Source organism: Pseudomonas sp. PvP028 (genome assembly GCF_017832255.1).
Classification (GTDB): Bacteria; Pseudomonadota; Gammaproteobacteria; order Pseudomonadales; family Pseudomonadaceae; genus Aquipseudomonas; species Aquipseudomonas syringae.
The window spans coordinates 4,324,271-4,343,029 of record NZ_JAFIBL010000001.1 but is presented as its reverse complement, the minus strand read 5'-3'; the positions used below and the strand labels follow the sequence as shown (position 1 = coordinate 4,343,029).

The 18,759-nt window shown below is 57.6% G+C and carries 10 protein-coding genes and 1 pseudogene (1 of these 11 running past the window's edge); 5 read left to right on the top strand and 6 right to left on the bottom strand.

Annotation, left to right across the window (positions count from 1 at the left end; all coding sequences use genetic code 11):
- Positions 1–169 precede the first annotated feature (169 nt).
- Both JOE34_RS18715 and JOE34_RS18710 read left to right on the top strand, forming a co-directional pair.
- Positions 170–847 carry an RraA family protein gene (locus JOE34_RS18715; RefSeq protein ID WP_003346862.1) on the top strand — a complete coding sequence of 226 codons (678 nt, stop codon included), beginning with the start codon at positions 170–172 and terminating at the stop codon, positions 845–847.
- Between the two features lie 235 nt (positions 848–1,082).
- Positions 1,083–2,105 carry an NAD(P)-dependent alcohol dehydrogenase gene (locus tag JOE34_RS18710; protein ID WP_046266288.1) on the top strand — a complete coding sequence of 341 codons (1,023 nt, stop codon included), beginning with the start codon at positions 1,083–1,085 and terminating at the stop codon, positions 2,103–2,105.
- Positions 2,106–2,534: 429 nt separating this feature from the next.
- Here the strand turns inward: JOE34_RS18710 and JOE34_RS18705 are convergent, their stop codons facing one another.
- Entirely contained in the window at positions 2,535–3,389 is an 855-nt protein-coding gene (locus tag JOE34_RS18705) for a helix-turn-helix transcriptional regulator (protein WP_003318748.1), read from the bottom strand.
- Between the two features lie 1,045 nt (positions 3,390–4,434).
- Complete coding sequence (locus JOE34_RS18700; protein WP_004404455.1) at positions 4,435–5,223, bottom strand: helix-turn-helix transcriptional regulator; 789 nt, start codon at positions 5,221–5,223, stop codon at positions 4,435–4,437.
- Between the two features lie 687 nt (positions 5,224–5,910).
- Here JOE34_RS18700 and JOE34_RS18695 point away from each other — a divergent pair.
- The 3 genes and pseudogenes from JOE34_RS18695 to JOE34_RS18685 form a co-directional block, all read left to right on the top strand.
- Positions 5,911–7,086, top strand: coding sequence for an efflux RND transporter periplasmic adaptor subunit (locus tag JOE34_RS18695; protein ID WP_209996431.1), 1,176 nt, complete (start codon positions 5,911–5,913; stop codon positions 7,084–7,086).
- A gap of 243 nt (positions 7,087–7,329) precedes the next feature.
- Entirely contained in the window at positions 7,330–7,935 is a 606-nt protein-coding gene (locus tag JOE34_RS18690; protein ID WP_122233363.1) for a LysE family transporter, read from the top strand.
- A 97-nt stretch (positions 7,936–8,032) separates the two neighbouring features.
- A pseudogene (locus JOE34_RS18685) lies at positions 8,033–8,579 on the top strand (helix-turn-helix domain-containing protein); the annotation flags it as partial.
- Positions 8,580–8,767: 188 nt separating this feature from the next.
- Here the strand turns inward: JOE34_RS18685 and JOE34_RS18680 are convergent.
- The 4 genes from JOE34_RS18680 to syrE all read right to left on the bottom strand — a co-directional run.
- On the bottom strand, positions 8,768–8,974 hold the full coding sequence (locus JOE34_RS18680; RefSeq protein ID WP_032661764.1) for a hypothetical protein: 207 nt from the start codon (positions 8,972–8,974) through the stop codon (positions 8,768–8,770).
- A gap of 10 nt (positions 8,975–8,984) precedes the next feature.
- Positions 8,985–10,403 (bottom strand): AdeC/AdeK/OprM family multidrug efflux complex outer membrane factor, encoded by a 1,419-nt coding sequence (locus JOE34_RS18675; protein WP_209996427.1) that lies wholly within the window; start codon positions 10,401–10,403, stop codon positions 8,985–8,987.
- Positions 10,400–11,230, bottom strand: coding sequence for a helix-turn-helix transcriptional regulator (locus JOE34_RS18670; protein ID WP_003420497.1), 831 nt, complete (start codon positions 11,228–11,230; stop codon positions 10,400–10,402). Before JOE34_RS18670 ends, JOE34_RS18675 begins: the two co-directional genes overlap by 4 nt.
- A 241-nt stretch (positions 11,231–11,471) precedes the next feature.
- A protein-coding gene (gene syrE / locus JOE34_RS18665) for a syringomycin E biosynthesis non-ribosomal peptide synthetase SyrE (RefSeq protein ID WP_209996425.1) crosses the window boundary here: on the bottom strand, positions 11,472–18,759 show its end. It continues 21,077 nt past the right edge of the window; only the last 7,288 of its 28,365 coding nucleotides appear in the window; its start codon lies beyond the right edge, outside the window — the gene reads right to left on this strand; the stop codon is at positions 11,472–11,474.

Here is an 18,759-nt window from a genome sequence, read left to right as displayed (position 1 = left end):
TAAACCCTACCATAATGAAATGCCATTTCACTATATTGATTTTTATCGATCTAAAAAGGGTTATGAATTCTTTTTTACTGCTTGATTGATTCTAAATGAAATGTGATTCTGAAATTAGCATTACGCAGCTTTTCGGCGGCACCCCATAATTTCAAGAGAGATATGCCCCATGACGATAGGATTCCGAGTCCTCGAAGCAGCCCGCAAAGTCAGCGCCGAGTGGGTGTCACGTTATCGCGACGTACCCGTCGCGAATGTCAGCGATTCGATGAATCGAATGACCGCAGGCGGCGCTCGCCTGCGTCCGATGCACCGTGAAGGTGTGCTGGCGGGGCCGGCATTGACTGTGAAAGCGCGGCCCGGTGACAACCTCATGCTCCATTACGCCATTGATATCGCCGAGCCTGGCGATGTGATCGTGGTGGATGCGGGGGGAGATCTGAGCAACGCGCTCATCGGCGAGATGATGGTGGCTTATGCGGTGAAGCGTGGCGTGGCAGGCATCGTCATCAACGGCGCGATTCGGGACGCAGGGAGCATTGCTGCCGGGACATTCCCGATGTTCGCAGCGGGCATTTCCCACCGTGGCCCCTACAAGGACGGACCGGGTGAGATCAACGTGGCCATTGCAATCGACGGGATGGTGATCGAACCGGGTGATCTGGTCATAGGCGATGAGGATGGCTTGCTGTGCGTACCCTACGACCAAGTCGCCGACGTCTATGATCGCGCCTCAGCCAAACACCATGCCGAACAAAAGCAACTGGAACAGATCGCCAGCGGAGAAAACGATCGCTCCTGGGTCCTGGAGTCTTTGAAGAAAAAGGGCTGCCAGCTACCGCAGTAACCTGGTGCACATGGCGTAAGCACGAGCGTGGCGCAACGCTGCGCCTTGCCGTTACGCCACGCCAGACGGTTGAAAAGGGCGGCCGGGATGTGAGTGTCGGACTTGATGCTCAGCGTTGAGCAGGTATCGTGTAGGCGACACATTGAAAAACACGCGGCTCTGAAAAGGGCCACACGATATTTTTCAAGGCGCGATACAGACACCTCTTCGCGCTGACTGCATAAGGATTATGTTCATGAAAGCTTTTCAGATCGGATCTCAACAAGGCCTGGACGCTTTGACCGCGACCACTCGGCCCGAGCCGATCGCCGGGCCGGGGCAGGCCATAGTGGCGCCGCGCCTGGTGAGCCTCATCAGCCGGGATGTGCAAATCCTGCGTGGCACGTACGGCCCCAGACAATTACCAGAACGCATTCCCGTGTCCGAAGGCGTGGGTGAAGTCATCGCGGTAGGCGAGGGCGTTAGCCAGGTCAAACCGGGCGACCGGGTCATCTGCGGTCACTTTCCCAACTGGCTGCAAGGCGAATTTCGCAGCAGTGTGTTCGCCCACGATGTCGGTGTCACCCATGACGGCTGGCTGGCTGAAAAAGTCGTATTGCCCGCCGCCGCATTGATTCACGTACCGGACGCGTTGGCTGACAAGGACGTTGCCGCACTGGCATCTGCAGGCCTGACCGCCTGGAACGCGCTGATGGTGGTGTGCAAGGTCAAACCGGGTGAACTCGTTCTGTGCCTGGGGACCGGCGGAGTGGCGCTGGCCGCGTTGAAACTGGCCAGGCTTCACGGCGCACGCGTGGCGATCACCTCATCGAGTGACGAGAAGCTTGAAATCGCGCGTCAGCTTGGCGCCGACATCACGATCAATTACCGCACGCACCCGGACTGGGCAGCGCAAGTCATGGCGCTCAGTGATAACGCAGGTGCCGACATTATTATCGAGACAGGAGGCCAGGACACCCTGGGGCAATCGATCGCGGCGGCTGCCGTCAACGGACGTATTGCAGTAATAGGCGTGACGCCAGGTCAGCACTCGCCGATTCCCGACTACCTGTCGCTGATCCTCAAAAACGTCACAATCAGAGGCATTGCCAACGGCAGCCGCGAGATGTTTGTCGACCTTATACGAGCCATCGAAGCGAATGGAATTGAAACGGTAGTCGCCAGGACATTCAAATTCGCCGAGGCCCCCGAAGCCTACGCGTATTTCGCCGCAGCACAGCACATCGGCAAGGTGTTGATCGAGTTTGAACAGGGGTGATCTCGCTGCGCCATAGTTGAACCTATAGCGAAAGGCTTACACGCGCTGGAGTGCATCAGCCCTGTACGACGTGCTCGCGAAGTAGCAATCTATAGCCATCAACCGTTGCGCAGGAGGCGCTTCGGAGGTCAAGGATGATCACCATTGCCGGGACGGCTACTGACAGGATGTCGGAATGGTATTGATAGAAAAACGACCCGCTTCGGCGGGTTTTTTTATGCGCTAGAGGAATAGCGCTATACGCACAAACCTGCACAGTATTGTCGTTTACCCTCGACATTGATCAGTCGAGGGGACGGCAATGACGTCCGGCATACGCCGGATGGCGCGGCGGTCGCGGTCGAGACGGGTATCAACTGGTCTACAGACCGTACCGCTGCACGGTGGGAGAATCCTTTAATGTGGAACGACCATAAAACCGCACTCTGCTCAGACAGCCGCCTGAAACATCTCTACTGGGATTGGATGCTGCATGCGCTGCTCTGCATGCAACCAGCGAAGTAGCGCACTGCGACCCGCGATGCCCATTTTTACCGCCGCGCGCTTGAAGTAGCTCTCCACTGTGCTGACTTTCAGATCAAGCCTTTCTGCCAGTTGAGGCACCGTGAGACCAGCCAGCAGGCCGACGCACACTTCGGTTTCGCGCGAAGACAGGCTTAGCGCCGATGCCTCGAGGCGGCCCAGGAAACGCTGGCGCAGGCCTTCCATGGCATCTTTGTTTTTCAGGCTTTTTGTGACAGGCAAGGGGTTTGTCGAAACGAGGGTAGGTGTCACGGTCGCAATGTGTTGCTTCACGATGGGCAATACGACCCAGGACAGGTCTTTGAGTCGGGCGCGCTCTTGACTGGTGAATGCCTTGGCAGAGGGTGATCGATAAACCGACAGCACATATTCCCCCTTTCCCGGGTAAGCGAGGTGTACTTGGGGGAGAGCGGCGTGGGAGGGCACATGACCTGGCTTCTCTTGCGCGCTGTAAGTGGGCGACTCGAACCTGATGGATCTGTCGATGCGCGTATCTGCCAGCTCTGTCGGGCTCAACAGAACAGGCTCCAGACGTCTGCTATCGACCCCGGGAGTGAGCACCTGGTGTAGGTTTCCGCCAAATGCACCTATGGCCTGAGCGCCGGTGACTTCATTCGTAGATCGACTGAGTCCCTGAATGACATGGGTCGCATCCACGGGCAATGAAGCGGTAATCATCTCGTGGAGCAAGCGAGCGAACTGACGGCTTCCAATACCGGAGATCACTTTGCCGAGATGCGGGAAAAGCTGTTGCATGTTCATCGGGGTTCCTTTTTCCGTTTATAAAGAGACACGCCAAGGCGCAGCCTTGATTCAGCAAATGAATAAGTAAGTGCTTTGTACTCTTCAAGCCCTGCGACCAAACAGATTATATGTAGGGCGTCATACAAAATTTATACTGACTTAACAAGAGGTTGAACGTGGAGCGATAACGTTGCCCAAGAGCACGCACTAGTAAAAAGTCATGCGTGTTAAGAAAAGCGAGAATGCTAACCATAAGCAATGCACTCGTTAATAGTGATAACTTCTTTTATCGATGTTTATTGAGTCTGAGGTGCGCCAGGTAGCGCAGGGAAATGCGAATCACTCTGAGTAACTAGAGGGTTGTCTGATGACAATCGTCCCACAGAGTGAAGCCATAACGCCTGCGGCGGCGATCTAAAGGCAGCGAGTAACGTTGGCATGACGATCAACTCCTATCCCTGTCCATGTTGTCCACGTACGCACACGGGGGTGGCAATACGGGGGCGTGTTGCACCATTTTTTTATATTAAGGTGATCATATTGATCGAAGGGGCCTTAAATAAATCCATCTGAGCGTATGACCGAATACTAACCATATAGTTCATGTTTCACACCTGAATTGCAATGAAAAAAGCTTAATAATAAGAGAGAGATCACACGTGACGCTTATAACGCTGGGTGTCATTCCGCGCAGTATTACTGGATGTGCTGGACAGCAGCGAAGCGGCATGACGCTCCGGACGGGCACGCCATACTAGTTATCCTGCTCGATAGCAAGTGAATAAGTACCCACGGGTACGATAGTGCACAGTAAGTGCGCATCACAACGCCCTTCATCAGGGGGGCGCTTGTTTTTTATTTTAGTGTTTGCTGGCTTCGCTACAGGCATTTTATAAAACTATCGCTGTACAACAGTAGCCTCACTCGGTTTAGCCGATGGAGGGGCGGTTGGCTGGCGGTGCGACACAGGCAACATCACCGAGCACCTGGTGCAGATTGGCTTCGGCCACCCGCTGGGCGAGACGATCAGACAGGTAAAACCGCGCTGCGGCGCAGGGCGGGCTCAGGCTGTTTGAGATACGCCTGTCATCCACTTGACCAAACCGTGTCGCCCCTTCACACCAAGCTTCGCTCCGGCGCGCTTGAGGTAGGTTTCGATGGAGCTGTTCTTGACATGCAGTTTGTCGGCAAGCTCTGGGACCGTAGCGCCAGCCAATATGCCAAGGCATATTTCTTTTTCACGCAATGACAACCGGACCTCCGCTTGACTCAGCTTATCGTTGAACTCGCGTTGAAGCTGCTGGCCGCCCTGTGTAACGGCTTCGTTGTCAGCATGCGCAGTGCATAAGGTACGGGTTGTCTGGGCATGTCTGTCCAGCAGGGGCAACAGGGCCTCTGAGAAATTCTTCAAAAACGATAATTCGTGAAGTGAAAAATCACGTTGATGATGGTCGCGGTGCAAGGAAATGACACAGCGCCTGTTCGACTTGCGCGACACCAGATTGCAGTGATAGGTACCTGTCGGGCCAGAGCTGGCCTGTCCAACGCTGCTGGGTAGTTTCAGATGAACGAGCAGAAAGTCGTCAACACTGAGCATTCGAGCGAGCAGCGTCTCCTGGTTCTGCGACACGGTTAGAATCATCGGTTTGTGATCGGCGGTCTCCTGCCCCAGAGGCTGGATGCTGATAACGCTTCCTTCATTCTCGTCGATCGTCCATTCGCTCAGGTCGAGGCAATCGATGGGAACGCTGGCCGCGATGATTTGGTACATGTTCGAAGCGAATCCTGCATCACCCACGCTTGCGATTAACTTCCCGAGCTCCAGAAAATACGCTGACTGATTTCCCGTCATTTGTAGATTGGCTTCCATTACACATTCGCCCCCATGGCGTTAATCTCCAGCCGAACCAAAAGCAACCTCGCATACAGGGCAGCCGTCTCATACCTAGCAATGAGTATACTGTCTGATTGTAGGACAATGTTACTAGTGCATTAGAGAATTTACACATAGAGGCCATACCCAGTCTGTAGGGGAAAAGGGGGACAAGCGTCTCGCTAGAGGCCGGATAGCCAGCGCCGACGGTGCTCACTAGCAAGTGACAAACACCCTAAGCGGGAACCCGATATTAGTCTCAGAATAAAAGATCTTTTGCGTGGCTGACCTCTTCGATACGTCACGATTGCAACTACTAAAGCCTGACGCCTGCGACGAAAGACATGGCGGGCCATCTGTCTCAAAAATAAAGTTCTTCATGCCAAGAGTCCATTGCCTCACGTGATCGCTGTAGGGTGCTCAAAATATGTTTCGTTTTTGCGTTTCAGACACAACCATCCGGCGACGCCCCGCGATAATGTCCCTGAATGCGGGGACAGACGCACACAGGTCCTGATGTTTCCATTAGTGCATGGCTGAAGAATGAGCGCCTGCCTCGCAGGACAGCGGTAGTGGCGAAGTAGATATTCTCATGTACGCCCTTTATTTAAGTGTTAAGCCGTTGATTCATCCGAGATCCGGGAAGCCCATTAGGCGGGGAATACAGTGAGCATTGTCGGCTTTTTCCGGAAATTGAATTTCCGCAAAATCCTTTTGAGACTCGTGTTGATCGATCTAACGATCTCGCTGGCTGGCTACGCCTTCTATAAGGGCGCAAGCGGGGAAGAAGAGACAGCTTTTCTCTCTGCCGCAGCGGAAGTTACGGACATGGAGTACGCCGTCATGGCACAAGGTGTGCTCCATGGGCGTAATCAGGTGGACGTCGGCGCACAGGTTTCCGGGCAATTGCAGTCCTTGAAGGTCAAACCTGGTGACATGGTCAGAAAAAACCAGCTGTTGGCAGAGATCGACCCTCTGCCCGCCAGAAATGCTCTGCGCCAGGCGGTCGTCAAAATCGAACAACTCACGGCTGAACGGGACGCGACGCTGCATAAGTTGAAGCTTGCCGAGTCGAATGATCGCAGATACCAGGCACTGGGCTCCACGACGGCGGTTTCCAAAGCGGATCAGGACAAGACTCGATTTGAGCTGGAGGCCCAGCGCGCCAATCTGGTTTCGCTCACCGCACAATTGCAGACCGCCCGCGTGCAGGAAGAAGCGGCACGCATCAAACTCGACTACACACGAATCTTCGCACCAATGGATGGTCAGGTCCTCGCCATCGTCACTCAGGAGGGCCAGACCGTCATTGCAGACCAGATGGCACCGGTCATTCTGAAGATGGCGCAACTCGACACCATGACCGTGAAGGCGCAGGTTTCCGAAGCCGACGTGCTCAAAATCAAACCCGGTCTTGCGGTTTACTTCACTATCCCGGGCGATCCTGATACACGCTATAACGCCACCCTCAAGGCGATCGAACCAGGTCCTGTGGACGCTGCAAGCCAGTCCGGAGCAACAGGCGAAAACAGTAAAGCCGTCTTCTACAACGCCCTTTTTGATGTCCCCAACCTTGAAAGCCGCTTCTACATCGACATGACCGCTAACGTCCGAATTGTGCTGGAGGCGAAGGAGGGCGTGTTGACGATTCCTGTTACCGCACTGGGTGACCGGCGGGAAGACGGCACCTACAGCGTAAGAGTTCTGGGTGAAGGTGACGAGGTCAGAACAGCGGACGTGGTGCCAGGTATCAACAACCAGGTCAGGGTCGAAGTACTTTCGGGGCTCAAAGCCGGCGACAGGGTTGTCATCGGAGAGCGGGGCGGTGTGGAGGGTGCTTGAAGGGGGGCGACTAACAAGACATCGAGGGCGGCAGTAAGTCTGCGTCAAATCGATAACGGATACGTTGTAAGCGCCTTGTTAATGAAATGAGCGTACGTAGTAAAACAAGGTCAACCGTGGATTAACAATCGATGCCAGCTTCAGCAATGTCCTGAAGGCTTAGGCGCTTGCCCATGCGCCAGTGGTTTTCATGTTTGAAACCCCCGGCGAGCTGGAAAAAAAATCTATTTTGGAGTGTTGGGTATGGCCATGTATTACGTTGCAATTGCAATGCTCACCTTGCTGCTGGTGCCAGGGCCGACTAATTCGCTGCTGCTGCAATCAGGCATCAGTCGCGGGCTGGGCATGTATTCGCTGAAGCTGGTCGCTGCCGAGTGGGCGGCTTATCTGATTCAGATCACCTCGTGGGGTTTGTCCATCGACGCAATGATCGAAAACTATGGCTGGGTGGTGGTCGCGACCAAAGTTCTGGCCGTGATGCTCCTGTTCTATATTTCTCTGAAATTGTGGTTTTCGATTCAACAGGACACCGATGGAAAGCCAGCGCCGATTTCGATCCGAGCGTTGTTTTTGGCAACACTCAACAATCCAAAAGGGCTGTTTTTCGCTACGATCATAGCGCCCGCTGGAACCTTTTTGCACTTGGAAAGTTATGGGGCATTCATGACTGTTTTTTCGTTGGTCGTTATTCCTGTCGGAATAACGTGGGTCGCGTTGGGCGCATTTTTCGGCCGAAAGCTACCCTCGTTACTATCGGGCAATCGAGTCAACCGATTTGTTTCATTGGTCATTGGACTGTTCGCGATTATTGCGTTGTATAACGTGGCCACCACCGCGATCTTCGCCTGAGTTATTCAACCCGACAGTACCCCGCCATACGCCATCTATTAAATGTGTACCGACCGTTGATTGTACTTATGAGGTTAATAATGAGTGGAGTGGTCACGTGAGCTACCGTGGCATTGTGCTCAGTGAAGATGAAGAGGTCGAGTTGAATCGGCGCTTTGAATCCATCACGGTCAGTCAGCGCGAAGGCCGCCGGGCGCAGGTGATTTTGCTTGCTGCACAAGGCTGCTCGCGTAACGAGATTGCCAGGTTGACCGGGCTATCGGTTGTTTCAGTCACCCGCTGGTGCAAGCGCTTCCGAGAGCTGCGCCTGCAAGGTCTGGTGGATCTGCCTGGAAGAGGCCGCAAGTCATCCCTGCCAGTCGAAGCCTTGAGGAAAGCCCTTGATCAAGTCACTCAGCCGTGTGTAGGTCACGCTCGCTGGAGCTGTCGAAGCATGGCGAAGCTTGTCGGTATATCGCCGGCCAGCGTCCAGCGCATATGGGCCGCCAACAACATAAGACCACACTTGGCAAACGTATCAGAACTGCACAGCGGTTCGGACGTCGAAGAAAAGTCCAGTAAGGGTGGCGGGGGGATATCCGAAACGCCCGAATAAAGCGTTGATGTTCTGTTATGACCAGCCAGTCCAGGGACAGACTCTACAGCTTGCACAGCCAGAACATGCTTGCACAAGCGCAACTGATCAAGCCGCTTATCGCAATGTCATCTACTGCACCGGACTGCCTGCGGGTCAAATGATCAGTGTCATTTAGTACCGGTTCAGCGATTGCTGCAATCCCTGCGACGCCCAAGTGGTTCCTGATGCGACGCAACCCGCTAGGCCGGGTTGCTCTCAGTCATGATTGGGCACTGGCTCGCGGCGCGCAAGGATCAGATCCCGCTCCGAATAAAAGCCCTGCACCAGACGATTCTTTGACCGGTACTCGCACATCACCAGCAGAGTGTCCGGGAGAGGAGTGATCGCAGCTTCATGCTTGACCACCATGATTTTGCCGCCCGAGCGAAGGCGTACATGTGCTCCTGGTTCGAATGTGCCCATCTTCAGTTCCTCACAAGGGTTTTGATGTACGCTCTGTCCAGCCGCCGCCCAGCGCCTTGTAGAGATTGACTTCGGCGGTCAGCTGCGACAGTCGGTCGGTGATCAGGGTTTGTTGAGCGCTGAATAAAGAGCGTTGTGCATCGAGGAATGTCAGGCTGCTATCGACGCCAATGCGATAGCGGCGTTCGGCAAGGCTGTAATACTCCTGGCTTGCTTGTACAAGGTCGCTCTGCGCTTTCAGCTGACGTTTGTAGGTCTGGCGCGCAGCCAGACCATCGGAGACCTCCTGAAAGGCGGTCTGTATCGATTTTTCGTACTTTGAAACGCTTATATTCTTCTGGATCTTCGAGTAATCAAGGCTTGCCCGCAGACTGCCGGCGTTGAAAATCGGAATATTGATCTGCGGCGAAAACACCCAGCCTCCCGAACCCGCTTTAAACAGGCCGGACAGCTCGGTGCTGGATGTACCGGCGTTGGCCGTCAGGGTAATACTCGGGAAGAACGCCGCTCGCGCAGCACCGATACTGGCGTTGGCCGACTGCAACTGGTATTCGGCTTCCAGAATGTCCGGGCGTCGTTGCAGCAGGTCAGAAGGCAGCCCCGCAGGCACTTCAGCGAGCCATTCCGAGGACAACGGACGGCTGGGCGTGGTGTCCGCAACCGTCGTGCCCACCAGCAAGGTCAGGTTATTGAGGTCCTGGGCGACCTGGCGCTGGAACGTCGCCAGACTTGCTCGTGCGCTCTCCACCGATGTACGCGACTGGGCCAGGTCCAGTGACGAGGAAGCGCCGACTTGCTGGCTACGAGTGGTCAGCTTCAGGCTTTTTTCGTAGGACATCAGCGTGTCCTGAGTCAAGGCTAACAGCTCTTGGTCGGCACGCCAGGTAAGGTAAGCGGTGGCGACACTCGCCACCAGACTGAGTTGAGCGCTGCGCTGGGCCTCTTCGCTGGACAAATAGGTGAGCGAGGCCTGATCGCTGATGCTGCGTATGCGTCCGAACAAATCCAGTTCATAGGAACTGATGCCCAGCGTCGCCGAATAAGTACCGCTGGTCACCGGGCCGCCGGTCTGCGTGATACTGGCGGGCTGGCGTTGCCGGGTACCGCTGCCCGTGGCGCTGATCGCGGGAAACAGATCGGCGCGCTGAATGCGATATTGCGCTTGATAGGCTTCGACGTTAAGTGCTGCCACGCGCAAGTCACGATTGTTGAGCAGGGCGCTTTCGATAAGTTGTTGCAGCGTAGGGTCGCGGAACAGGTCACGCCATCCCATGTCCGCCGCCAGTGGGCCAGAAAGCGCTGGCGCCGAGTCGAAAGATTGTGGGTAGTGTGCGGCAACCGGGGCTGCCGGGCGCTGATAGTCCGGAATCAGCGAGCAGCCGCTCAACGACAGTACTGCAAATAGCCATGGGCTAACGGATTTGTTCATTCTGCGCATATCAGCCACTTGGCCAGCCCATGTCGACCGCTGATACCCAGCTTGGCGGCGGAGCGTTTCAGATAGGTTTCGACAGAACTGCTCTTGACGCAAAGCTTCTCTGCGATTTCAGGAACTGTGCTGCCCGCGAGGAATTCCAGACAGGCCTCCTTCTCCCGTGCCGAGAGTGAGACGTCGCAGGCACGCAAGCGCTCGTTGAACTCGCTTTGCAATTGCTTGTGCTCGAGGGAAAGCGGGCCATGGGACAGCGGCACCCCAGCGCTTTTCATACCGGATTGGCGATGGGCGCGGGCATGGCGCTCCGACAAAGGCAGCAGGGCCTCCGAGAGGTATTTCAAAAAAGACAGCTCTTGCAACGAGTAATCTTTGTCAGCTTGCGGACGGTGCAGTGAGATCACACAACAGCGATTGGCCTTGCGCGAAATCATGCTGCACTGGTGGGAGGTTCCGAGACAGTCATTGCCTTGCTGGTTTTTCATCCGGGCGTTCAGGTGAATCAGCAGGTCGTCCTCTACCTCCAGCACGCGCTTGACCAGTGGATGGTCGCTGCGGTGTCTGGCACGGGTCGGACACACCGTTTGCATCTGCGGATTCAACTCAGCGCCCGCGTAGCCCAGCAACTGTACATCGGTCACCGTCGCCTGACTGTCATCAACGGTCCACTCGCTCAGTTCCACACGGCTTACAGCCAGCGATGTATTGATTAACTGGTACATATTGCTCAGAAACATGTCATCTCCGACGCTAGACACCAGCTTCCCGAGTTCCAGATAAATGTGCGTTTTCACTTCATCTTTGGCATTCACTTGTCGGTTCATATGTCCATTCCTGAAGATCAGAAGTTGCGTGCAATTCTGTCGCCCAGACTGTGAATTCGGCCCTAAGACCGCTCAAATCCTTCGCGCCTCAACATCACTCGAATCCGGTATCAAGCGCGATTATCTTCACAAGAAACGATTCAGCTTGAGGATCCAATTAAGCTGAGTTGTGCAGGAAAAGTCTGTCACGGGATACCGGGACATCCTGCACAACCGAGCGGTTACCCGTCAGAAAGTGCGGTTATCGAACATGGACCTCTTCACTGCTGCTCATTTGGACGGGCTCCTTGTCGAGCGCTCGAGAGATCGCCTGGCCCAATGCGCTGACGTGAGGCGCCCTGACCAGTGTGTCGTGGGTGCCGGGAAGCGCTGTAACGCTCACCGGTGTTTCAAGCAAAGCCCCCCAACCCAGCAGCGGATCGGTACGCTCCTGCCCGCTTGCGGTAAACAGTGTCACGTGAAGCGGGGCGGGCAGGCTGACATAGGCACTGATGGCGATATGGATCGCATGGGCCACCGCAACATGGCTGCGTAGCATGGTGGCATCGACGTTCTGCGGCAGTTCTTCCGGAAGCAGGCGCTGTGCCATGCAAAATGCCAGCATTTCCTCGACGGCATCCGCGCTGGCCAGCTCGGTGAGCTGCCGGAGAACCTCGGGATCAAGCTGCTCGGGTAGCCAGCTCATCAGGAATTGACCTTCGCTCAATACCTCCGGCGCTTGCTGCTCAAGACGCGCGGAGGTATCGATGATGCCGAGGAACTCCAGCTGTTCACCGCTGGATTGCAGCTGGCGGGCCATTTCATAAGCGATAAGACCACCTGCAGACCAGCCGCCGATCCGGTAAGGCCCTTTCGGTTGTACCTGGCGAATCGCTGCCAGGTAACTCGCCGCCATGGCCGGCACGTCAGACAACGGCTTCTCGCCAGCTGCCAGGCCACTGGCGGCCAAGCCATAGAGCGGCACCTGTGGGTCGATTGCCGCGGCCAGATCGCGCACGTACTGCACTTCGCCGCCCAACGGGTGGACCAGGAACAGCGGCCTTTTCGAGCCAGTGCGACGGACCGGTACCAGATTGCTGTGATGGCCGGGACGTGTCTGGCTGTCCAGTGTCCTGGCGAAACCGGCAATGGTCGGCTCGATAAACAGATCGCGGACAGCGATCGGTTTGCCGAGTACCTTGCGCAAACGCGACGCCATCTGCACGGCCATCAGCGAAATACCGCCCAGCCTGAAGAAGTCGTCATGGCGACTGACCTTGTCCAGCTTGAGCAACTCCTTCCAGAGGTTGGCGAGGGCGATCTCGGTGTCGCCTTCGGGTGCTTCGTAAGGCAGGTCTTCAGGCTGTTCGTCCTCGACCGTCGCAGCGAGCGCCGCGCTATGCGCCGAACGCGGCAGCGCCGGCGTGTTGTCCAGCACTTGACCGATCGACTGCTGTGCGTCAGTCACCATGTTCTCCAGAACCCTGGCAAACAGCTGCATGATGGCCTGTACAGTGGTTTTGTCGAACAGGTCGCTGGAGTATTGCAGACCGCCGCTCAGGCTTTCGCCGGTATCGGTGAGTGACAAAGACAGGTCAAACTGAGTGGTGATATGGGCGCTGTCCAGCGACTCGACTTCCAGGCCGGGCAGTTGCAACAGCGAAGGGGGCGTGTTGTCCAGGCTCAGCATCACCTGGAACAACGGGCTGTGGCTCATGCTACGGGTTGGCTGCAAGGCGCTTACCACTTGCTCGAACGGTAGATCCTGATGACTGTAGGCAGACAGCGTGATGTCTTTGATCCGACCGAGCACTTCACTCAGTCGGGTCTCTCGGCAGGTTGCCACACGCAATGCCAGCGTATTGGCAAAGAAGCCGATCAGTGGCTCCAGCTCCGGGCGTTGACGATTGGCGACAGGTGTACCAACCACCACATCGTTCTGGCCGCTGAGGTGACTCATGAGCATCGACCAGCCTGCCAGCAGGACCATGAACAGTGTGCTGCCCTGAGCCTGACTGAAGGAACGCAAGTCGGCACTCAGCTCTGGCGAGAGCACACAGTCGATCATCCCGCCGGTATAGCTCTGGATGGCTGGGCGCGGACGGTCCAGTGGCAGGTTCAATACGCTTGGCGCACCTTCCAGATGCGTGCGCCAGAAGTCGATCTGAGCTTGCAGCGCCGGGCCGTCAAGGGATTGCCGTTGCCAGGCGGCGTAGTCCACGTATTGCAGTGGCAGTGCTGGCAGCGGGTCTTTCTGGCCTTGACTGAAGGCGGCGTAAAGCACGCTCACTTCCTGGGCAAGCACACTGTTGGACCAGCCATCGGAGACGATGTGGTGCAGCGTGATCAACAGCACGTGCTCGGCATCCGCAACCTGCAGCAGATGCCCGCGCAGCATCGGGCCCTTGGTCAGATCGAACAGTTGCGTGGCATTTTCCTGACCCAGACGGGTCAGGGTCGCCGTGCGCTGGTCACTGGAAAGATCGCGCAGATCCTGGTGCAACAGCGGAAAGCGGGTATCGGCCGGGGCGATCTTCTGCACCGGTTCACCGTCCACCAGTTCAAAACGCGTGCGCAGGGTTTCGTGGCGTGCAACCAGACGATCAAGCGTCGCCTGCAAGGCAACCGTGTCCAGCGTCCCTGTCAGGCGCAAGGCCATCGGCAAGTGATAGGCCGCACCGGCAGCATGATCCAGATGATCCAGGAACCACAGGCGTTGCTGGGAGAATGACAATGGCAGACGTCCCGAGCGATCCGCCCTTGGAATCGATTGCGCTTCACTTGGCGCGGTGGCGTTGACCAATGAGGCCAGGCCACGAACGGTCGGTGCGTCGAACAGTTCGCGCAAGGTGATTCGTGTACCGAGCTTGCGTCGCAGTCGCGACAGCAATTGCACGGCGAGCAACGAATGGCCGCCCAGTTCAAGGAAGCCGTCGTCGCGGCCGACCTGATCCAGATGCAGCAGGGCTTTCCATATTTCGGCGATGGCCTCTTCGGTTTCGCCTTGCGGCGCCTCGTAAGCCTTGCTGGCCAACGCATCCTGACCGGGGGCCGGCAGCGCTCGGCGGTCGAGCTTGCCGTTCGAGGTCAGCGGCAGGGCATCCAGCTGGACGAAGGCGCTGGGCACCATGTACTCAGGCAGATGCTTGAGCAGCTCGCTACGCAAGTGCTCGGCCGCAACCGATTCACCGCAGACATAAGCGACCAGGCGCTGGCTGTCCGAATCACCCTGGCTGTCGTTGCGGGCAATCACCACCACCTCGCGGATGCCTGGTACGGCCAGCAGAACGTTTTCGATTTCACCCAGCTCGATACGGAAACCGCGAACCTTCACCTGGAAGTCGTTGCGGCCCATGTATTCCAGCGTGCCGTCTGCCAGCCAGCGACCCAGGTCGCCGGTTTTGTAAAGGCGTGCATTGGCGACATCGGAGAACCGGTCGACGATGAAACGTTCGGCACTCAGCTCGTCACGGTTGAGGTAACCGCGGGCCACACCGCGACCGCCAATGTGAATTTCACCGACGACGCCCAGTGGCGCCGGCTCGCCACGCGCATCCAGAACATGCACCTGAACGTTGGCGATGGGGCGGCCGATGCTTGGTTTTTCACCCAGATCGCGGATCAGATCGATGGTCGCGTCCACTGTGCATTCGGTCGGACCATACATGTTGTAAAAACGGATGGTCGGGCAGTTGCGCAGTTTCTCCCAGGTGCCGGCGTTAATCGCTTCGCCACCCAGCAGCACGCTGACCGGCTGATAGCTGCTGCGTTCCAGCAAACCGGCCGAGAGCAGGGTGTCGAGCTGCGACGGCGTCGAGTCGAAGGCATGAACCTGATGGGCTTCGAGGAAGTCCAGCAGTTCGCTGCCGTTGGCACGCAGCAGTTGCGGGATGATCACCAGCGTGTGGCCGGAGAACAATTGCGAGATGCCTTTGATCGACATGTCGAAGAAGAAGCCGGCATTTAGCGCCACGGTGGCCGGGGTCGGGCAATGCTGGTGGGTCGTGCGGGTCAGCACGTTCCAGAAGTTGAACACCGAGTGATGCTCGACCATCACACCTTTCGACTGGCCTGTGGAGCCTGACGTGTAGATCACGTAGGCCAGGTTTTCCGCCGTCAGGCTGTCGACCAGCGGATTGGCATCGAACGCCTGATCATCCGCCGCCAGCAGTGATTCAGCGCTGTCGAGCAGCATCAGTGGTGTATCGCCGGCCGGCAGACTGAGGGCGCTCTGGGTCAGCAGCGCACGCGGCTGGCTGTCCTGCAGCATGAAGGCCATGCGGTCAGTTGGGTGGGCAGGGTCGATCGGCACGTAGGCGGCGCCTGATTTGAGCACCCCCAGCAGGCCGACAATCATATCCAGGCTGCGCTCGGCGCAGATGGCCACGCGCTCGTCCGGTTGTACACCAAGTTGCAGCAGTTGCCGGGCTATGTGGTTGGCACGGCGGTTGAGCTGGCGATAGCTTAGCTGGCGGTCTTCGTAGACCAGCGCCACGGCGTCAGGATTGCGGCGGACCTGGTCTTCGAACAAGGTATGGATCGGCACGACCGGTGCGAAGTCGCTGGCAGTGTCGTTGAAGTCGTTGAGCAGCAGTTGCCGCTCGGCCTGCGGAATCACTTCCAGGCAGCTTGCCAGGCGTGCCGGATCCTGCTCAAGGGCATTGACCAGCTCGGCAACCGCCTGACCGAGGTAGGCGGCAATCCGGTGCGGATCGATGCCATCTATAGACTGCGCGGTCAGCGAAAAGCCATTGGCCTCATTGGCTACGGCAATTTCGATCGGGTAGTTGGTACGGGTTTCGGAGCCCAGGAAATGAACACCTTCCTGCTCCTCGCCCATGTCCTCGATGTTTTCCCCGGCAGTGTTCACCAGATCACCGTGACGGCAATTGAGGATCACGGTGAACATCGGCAGCGATGCATCCACTGCGCTGCAGCGCTGCGCCAGGGCCAGTGGCGCCTGCTCGTGGGTCAGCAGGCCGCTGAGCTGTTGGTAGGCGTCCTGAACGATATCGCGCACGCTGTTTTGTTGCAGGCGAATACGCATCGGCAAGGTGTTGATGAACATGCCCAGCGCATGGTTGGCACCGGAGGTGCCTTGGGAACGTCCCGAAAGCACGGTACCGAAAATCCCGTCGTCGCGGCCGCTGGTGGCGGCTACCACCAAGCCCCATGCCGCATGGAACAGCACCGAGGTCGGCACGCCCTGAGCCCGTGCGGTGGCGTGGATCCGCGCGCTGAGATCGTCGCTCAGATCCTGCACCGAACGCAGGATTGTTGCATCGCCGCCACGCACATCGAGCACGCCGTAAGGCGCAGTGGTGGTATCGACATCCCCCAGCAGTTGACGGAAGTAGGCTTCATGTTCGGCCTGGGACACACACGCGGCCTGGGCGATGAAGTTGCGGTACGGCTGCGATGGCGGCAGGGCGTCGGCGCGTCCGTCCATCACTGCCTGGATCTCGCCCATGATCAGGCGCAGGGTGACGTTGTCGCTGATAAGGTGATGGTCCAGCAACGCCATCAGCCACTTTTCCTGCCGGGTATCGTAGGTGATATACGCGGCTATCAGCGGTGCCTGTTGCAGGTCCAGGCGCATATGGTAGGTATTGGTGCGTTCGCGCAGCATCTGCAAGGCGTCTTCACCCGGTGCAGTGTCGAGCTGAATGACTGGCAACGTTGCCTGATGATGCACCACTTGTACCGGTTGCGGCAGACCTTGCCAGCGCAGTGAGCTGCGCATGATGTCGTGGCGGTTGATCACCACTTGCAGCGCGCCGAGGAATTTGTCGAGCAACGCACGGCTGTCGAACGTCGCTATGGTGCGCATCAGGTAGGCGTCGCCTTCTGACTGCAACAGATGGTGAAACAGGATGCCTTCCTGCAGCGACGACAGTGGGTAGATATCCTGAACATTGGCGACGCCGCCTGGCACATCGGCAACGATATGTTCCAGTTCCTGCCGGGTCAGCTTCACCAACGGCAGCATGTCCGGGGTCAATGCCGTGCAATCGACCGGAATCAGGTTCGCCGGGGCGACCCGTTCCGCCGCAGTGCCGCCCGCCAGGACCGCAGCCATGGCTTGCAGGGTTGGCGCCGAGAACACCGTGCTGACGTCCAGCACCAAGCCGATCTGACGCAAGCGCTCTATCAGGTTAATCACCAGGAAGGAGTGACCACCCAGTTCGAAGAAGTGATCCTGGCGACCGACACGTTCAACCCCGAGCAATTCCTGCCAGGCAGCGGCCAGGGTCGTTTCGATAGCGCCTAGCGGTGCTTCGTAGTCACGACTCACCGTTGCGAACTGGTCCGGCGCGGGCAGGGCGGCACGGTCCAGCTTGCCGTTGGTGGTCAACGGCCAGGTTTCAAGGGTCACAAAGGCGCTTGGCAGCATGTGTTCGGCCAGCACGCTGGCCAGTTGGCTGCGCAGAAGCGCTGACTCGGGAGCAGCGCCGTCCTCGGCAATCAGATAGGCGACCAGGCGTTTGTCACCAGGGCGATCCTCACGCACGATGACCATCGCTTCACGAACGTCGGGGCAGGCGAGCAATTGCGCCTCGATCTCGCCCAACTCGATACGAAAACCGCGAATCTTGATTTGCGAGTCATTGCGGCCGACGTAGACCACGCCGCCGTCGCTGCGGTAGTGCGCAACGTCGCCAGTGCGGTAGAGCCGTGCGCCGCTTTGCAACGCATAGGGGTCGGCAATAAAACGTTCGGCATTCAGTTCGGTGCGGTTCAGGTAATGCCGGGCAACCCCGGCACCGCCAATGTAAATCTCGCCATTGACGCCGACCGGCACCGGCTGCTGATAGTCATCGAGGATACGCAGGCACAGGTCATCAAGTGCCGGCCCGATCAGACTTGGCATGGCTGTGTCGATTTCCGACTGGCTGATCGGATAGTAAGTGGCATGCACGGTGATTTCCGTGATGCCGTACATGTTCACCAGACGGGTACGCGACAGCGGTGTGCGTGCGGTCCAGGGCTGCAGGCTGCGGAAGTCCAAAGCCTCCCCCCCGAACACCACTTCACGCAGCGCATGCTCCTGCGGGCTGCGTTCGCGAGCCTGGATGAACTGGCGGAAAGCGCTTGGCGTCTGGTTCAGAACGGTGACCTGCTGCTCGCAGACCAGCGCATAGAAGTCATCCGGTGAACGCGCCACCTCACTCGGGACGATGACCAGTTTGCCGCCGTAGCACAGCGCGCCCCAGATTTCCCAGACCGAGAAGTCGAAGGCAAAGGAGTGGAACAGCGTCCAGACATCCTCAGGCCCGAAGTTGAATTGCCCGGCGGTGGCGTCGAACAGGCGTGCAACGTTGCCGTGCTCCACCAGCACACCTTTGGGCAGGCCTGTAGACCCTGAGGTGTAAATGACGTATGCCAAATGCTCGCGAGACAGACCCGGCGCAGCAGGCTCAGGGTTGCGGTCCAGCGATTCATCTGCCAAATCGGCACTGTCGTTGTCCGCGCCGAGGGTCAGTACCGGCACGCTGTGTACCGGCAGCACGTCGAGGCAGGCCGACTGGGCCAGCAACGCTACCGGCGCA

Bases quoted from the DNA above. Each gene is read 5' to 3' on its own strand.
- JOE34_RS18705 (WP_003318748.1), bottom strand. From the start codon at position 3,389: ATGAACATGCAACAGCTTTTCCCGCATCTCGGCAAAGTGATCTCCGGT.
- JOE34_RS18715 (WP_003346862.1), top strand. From the start codon at position 170: ATGACGATAGGATTCCGAGTCCTCGAAGCAGCCCGCAAAGTCAGCGCC.
- JOE34_RS18690 (WP_122233363.1), top strand. From the start codon at position 7,330: ATGGCCATGTATTACGTTGCAATTGCAATGCTCACCTTGCTGCTGGTG.
- JOE34_RS18710 (WP_046266288.1), top strand. From the start codon at position 1,083: ATGAAAGCTTTTCAGATCGGATCTCAACAAGGCCTGGACGCTTTGACC.
- JOE34_RS18680 (WP_032661764.1), bottom strand. From the start codon at position 8,974: ATGGGCACATTCGAACCAGGAGCACATGTACGCCTTCGCTCGGGCGGC.
- JOE34_RS18670 (WP_003420497.1), bottom strand. From the start codon at position 11,230: ATGAACCGACAAGTGAATGCCAAAGATGAAGTGAAAACGCACATTTAT.
- JOE34_RS18675 (WP_209996427.1), bottom strand. From the start codon at position 10,403: ATGAACAAATCCGTTAGCCCATGGCTATTTGCAGTACTGTCGTTGAGC.
- JOE34_RS18700 (WP_004404455.1), bottom strand. From the start codon at position 5,223: ATGACGGGAAATCAGTCAGCGTATTTTCTGGAGCTCGGGAAGTTAATC.